Raw genomic sequence first — 4,077 nt, 5'->3', positions numbered from 1 at the left:
GACTAAATCTCTGTTTTACCGAGAAGAAATGGCTGTTATGCGAGTCCTGCCGGGCTCACCAGCGGGAATATTAATGCGGATTTCGAAGGACATTGATCTTTATTTTGCAGTATGAAATTGCAGATATCATATATCGAAAATTCGATAATTCGGCATATAATTGAACTAATCATTTCTTATCAATATTGAGTATTTAGATCGCTGACCGTTCTGCTGAGGATTGGTGTTGTTGGTCGTGGAGAGGGCGTGTTGTTCAATTCACCGCCGGCCCTTATGCGAGAAGCGCCAACAGTAAAGCGCGGCGCTCTATCCGGCCAGCTGGGTCCATGTCAGAGTTCGCAGGGGCCGGGTGAGTCGAGGTGTTCGCCCGCCTGGCGCAGATCTTCACGTGTATTCAGATTGAGAAAGAAGTCCGTGTTCGGTTCATCCCAGACGACGTGCCGAGCCTTCAGATCAATCAGCAGTCCCTTCAGCGAACGCCGGCCAGACCCGGCGTAGTGCCTTACCGGCTCGATCGCCTCCGCGCGCCACAGCGTGCAGGGGGGGTGACTGTGCCGCCCGTCGCTGGCCGAAGCTGCGAGAGCATCGGGAAACTCGACTAACGCGGCTTCGAGCCGTGAGAAAAGATCGTGGGGAAGGCGCGGCGCATCACAAGGGATTGTCAGAACTTGCGCGGCCCCGATCCGGGCAGCTTGCTCGAGGCTGCTGACGACGCCCGCCAGGGGGCCTTCAATGTCATGACGATCAAACACCAGCGGCACGGGGGGAAGACCATCGGCCTGGCCGGGCTCTCGGACTGACAGCGCCACATGATCGGCGAACCTGGCCGCCAGTGAAAGCGCGTGTTCCCCGAGGGTTCGGCCCTTGTAGAGGCGCTGAAGCTTGTTCCCGCCCATGCGGCGCCCGGCTCCTCCAGCCAAAACCACGCATAGCTTCATCGGCATCTCCCACTGGACGCAACGCTCTTGGCCTTCAGTCTGTATGGCTCGTCCAACTGACCGATCTCCAACCATCCACATGGCAAGGGATGGCGGACTGGCGCGAGCTTTCTGGTGTGGCGCCAATCCATTGTTCCTTTAGCGGCTGCCAATAATTTGGGCGAGGGCTGCCCATTTCGTCAGCGCTTCCCGAGCGCGCTGGCGCGGTGGTTCGTTTTGTGGCTTGGCGCAGCGGGCGGCTCCCCTAGGCAGGGCCCATGCGGGTGCTCATCATCGATCCTGACCCGGCGCGCGCGGCGCTTGTGGCTGAAGGGCTTGACGGGATCGACCCTCTGAAGGTGCGCGTTGCGGCGGTCTTCGATGAAATGGATGTCACGGCCTTTCAACCTGACGTCGTGGTGGTCGCCTCTGAAAGTCCGGATCGCGACACCCTGGAGAGCTTGCGCGAAGCCAGCGCGGTCAATCCCCGTCCCGTGGTGATGTTCGTCGACCGATCCGAGCCGGGGCTGGCGGAGGAGGCCGTGCGGGCCGGGGTGGCCGCCTATGTGGTCGATGGCCTGTCTTCGGCCCGGGTGCGCCCGGTCCTGGAGGTGGCCATGAGCCGCTTTCACCTGATGCATCAACTGCGGGCGGACCTGGCCAAGGCCAAGGCCGACCTCGCTTCCCGCAAGACGGTCGAGCGGGCCAAGGCTCTGCTTATGAAGGAGCGCGACCTGGACGAGGAGGCAGCCTATCGGCTGTTGCGCAAGCTCTCCATGGACACCGGCCGACCCCTAGGCGCTGTGGCCGCCGACCTGTTGGCCTTCGCCGGCGTGTTGAAGGGCGGAGATTCCACATGAGCAGGTCTGGTCCGTTGCAGTTGGGGTTCATTCCCCTGGTGGACGCAGCGCCCCTGATCGTGGCGCAGGAAAAGGGCTTCTTCGCCGCCGAGGGCCTCGCGGTCAGCCTCAGCCGCGAAGCTTCCTGGGCCACCATCCGCGACAAGGTGGCGGCCGGCGCTCTGGACGGCGCCCACATGCTGGCGCCCATGGTCCTGGCCTCCAGCCTTGGGATCGGCAGCGAGCCCAAGGCGATGATCGCCCCTATGGCTCTGAATCGCGGCGGCGCGGCGGTGACCCTGTCCAGCCGTCTGACCGGGGATGGGGAGGCGGGCGCGCGCCTGACACACCTTGTCCGTCGCCGCCAGGAGGAGGGGGCCAGTCCCCTCACCCTGGCTGCGGTCTATCCGTTTTCGATCCACAACTACCTGCTGCGGCACTGGCTGATCGAGCTTGGCTTGAACCCCGATGTCGATGTTCGCCTGACGGTCATTCCCCCGTCCCGTACGGCGACGTTGCTGGGGGAGGGGGTGATCGAGGGGTTCTGCGCCGGCGCCCCCTGGAACGCCGTCGCCGAGGCGGCCGGTGTCGGTCAGACAGTTATGCGTGTGACCGAGGTCTGGCCGGAGGCGCCGGACAAGGTGCTGGGCGTCACGGAATTCTGGGCGGCGGCCAATGCATCTGTCCTTCAGTCTCTGATCCGCGCCCTGACGGCGGCGGGGGCCTGGGCGGCTGATCGGCAAAACCAAGGCGAGTTGGTGGAGATGCTGGCTCGGCCACACGTCCTGGATGCGGCGCCGGAAGCCATCGCCGCGGGGCTGGCCGAGATCACGCTCGTCGAGGGCGGCGTCAATCCGCCCCGCCGTGAGCAGGCGGTCTGGCTGCTGGAGCAGATGATCCGCTGGGGTCAGATCGGCGAGGCGGCTCTCGATACGGTCGCCGAGCGTTGCTGGAGACCGGACCTCTTTCTGGCCGCCCAAGGGCGCTGACCGCCCAAGACTTCGACAGGCCCTGTTCGCCGGCGCCGCATTTTCGTGCGATGCGATCCGTGTGAGCGGCCAGGGGCAAGCCGGGCGTGACGCGGCCGGCAGGCTGGTCCCTGATGGGCTCAGGCCCAGGACAACGGCGTTCGCGGCTTCTTCGGAACAGGCTCGATGACGAGCCGCCTCCGCTCGGCGACGCCGCCGCTCATGTCCTTTTGAACGGGTCTTCCCATGATCAGCCGATCCTTCCTTAAGGCGGGGCACGCCCCGACTCTGTTCTCGGCCTTCCTGTACTTCGACCTCAGTTTCATGGTCTGGGTCCTGCTTGGCCCCCTGGGCGTCGCCATCGCCGAGAGTTTCGACCTCGATCCCGCCCAGAAGGGTTTCATGGTCGCCGTTCCGGTGCTCGCCGGGGCGCTGCTGCGGGTGGTGGCCGGGGTCCTGGTGGACCACATCGGCCCGAAGAAGACCGGCATGATCGGTCAGATCATCGTCATGGCGGGACTGGGCCTCGCCTGGTTCGTGGGTCTGCACAACTACAGCCAGGTGCTGATGGTCGGCGTCCTGCTCGGGGTCGCGGGCGCGTCCTTCGCCGTGGCCTTGCCTCTGGCGTCGCGCTGGTACCCTCCGGAACACCAGGGCCTGGCCCTGGGGATCGCCGGCGCAGGCAACTCGGGGACCGCCTTGGCGGCCCTTTTCGCGCCCTTCCTGGCGCAACAGTTCGGCTGGATGAACGTGCTGGGCTTGGCCACCATCCCCCTGGCCATCGCCTTCATCGTCTATGTGGTCTTCGCCAAGGACGCCCCTGAACAACCGCCGCCGAAGTCGCTCACCGAATATATGGCGGTGCTGAAGACGCCGGACGCCTGGTGGCTGATGCTGCTCTACAGCGTCACCTTCGGCGGCTTTGTCGGCCTCTCGTCGTCCCTGACCATCTACTTCAACAGCGAGTACGGCTTGAGCCCGGTGATCGCCGGATTCTTCACCGCTGCTTGCGTTTTCGCCGGCTCCTTCGCGCGGCCCGTGGGCGGCGGGCTCGCCGATCGCTTTGGCGGGGTGAGGACCCTCAGCGTGGTCTATCTGCTGGCCGCCCTCGGCCTCGCCGTGGCCAGCTTTCACATGGCCACGCCCTATCTCGCCCTCGCGGTCCTGATGTTCGCCATGGTGGCCCTCGGCGCCGGCAATGGCGCGGTTTTCCAGCTCGCCCCCCAACGGTTCCGCAATGAGATCGGGGTGGTCACCGGCCTGGTCGGCATGACCGGCGGCGTTGGCGGCTTCTATCTCGCCGCCAGCCTCGGTTGGGCCAAGCAGATGACGGGCTCTTACCAGGCCGGCCTG

General features: G+C 65.0%; 4 protein-coding genes. 3 read left to right on the top strand and 1 reads right to left on the bottom strand.

Annotation, left to right across the window (positions count from 1 at the left end):
• Window positions 1-329: 329 nt before the first annotated feature.
• On the bottom strand, window positions 330-938 hold the full coding sequence (locus tag V7D28_RS14205; RefSeq protein ID WP_333588039.1) for a molybdenum cofactor guanylyltransferase: 609 nt from the start codon (window positions 936-938) through the stop codon (window positions 330-332).
• 257 nt (window positions 939-1,195) lie between these two features.
• Between V7D28_RS14205 and V7D28_RS14200 the strand changes: the two genes are divergently transcribed.
• The 3 genes from V7D28_RS14200 to V7D28_RS14190 all read left to right on the top strand — a co-directional run.
• The gene (locus V7D28_RS14200) at window positions 1,196-1,777 is read left to right on the top strand and encodes an ANTAR domain-containing response regulator (RefSeq protein WP_333588038.1); all 582 of its coding nucleotides are present in this window, start codon (window positions 1,196-1,198) and stop codon (window positions 1,775-1,777) included.
• Window positions 1,774-2,745, top strand: a complete 972-nt coding sequence (locus V7D28_RS14195) for a CmpA/NrtA family ABC transporter substrate-binding protein (protein ID WP_333588037.1) — start codon at window positions 1,774-1,776, stop codon at window positions 2,743-2,745. Before V7D28_RS14200 ends, V7D28_RS14195 begins: the two co-directional genes overlap by 4 nt.
• Window positions 2,746-2,970: 225 nt before the next feature.
• On the top strand, window positions 2,971-4,077 hold a 1,107-nt coding region (locus tag V7D28_RS14190), incomplete at its 3' end, for a nitrate/nitrite transporter (RefSeq protein WP_333588036.1).

The organism is Phenylobacterium sp. (assembly GCF_036723115.1).
Lineage (GTDB): Bacteria > Pseudomonadota > Alphaproteobacteria > Caulobacterales > Caulobacteraceae > Phenylobacterium.
The sequence above is the reverse complement of the archived record's forward strand: the minus strand, read 5'-3'. Positions and strand labels throughout refer to the sequence as shown.

Coding starts and splice junctions, on each gene's coding strand:
- V7D28_RS14195 (WP_333588037.1), top strand. CDS start 1,774: ATGAGCAGGTCTGGTCCGTTGCAGTTGGGGTTCATTCCCCTGGTGGAC.
- V7D28_RS14200 (WP_333588038.1), top strand. CDS start 1,196: ATGCGGGTGCTCATCATCGATCCTGACCCGGCGCGCGCGGCGCTTGTG.
- V7D28_RS14205 (WP_333588039.1), bottom strand. CDS start 938: ATGAAGCTATGCGTGGTTTTGGCTGGAGGAGCCGGGCGCCGCATGGGC.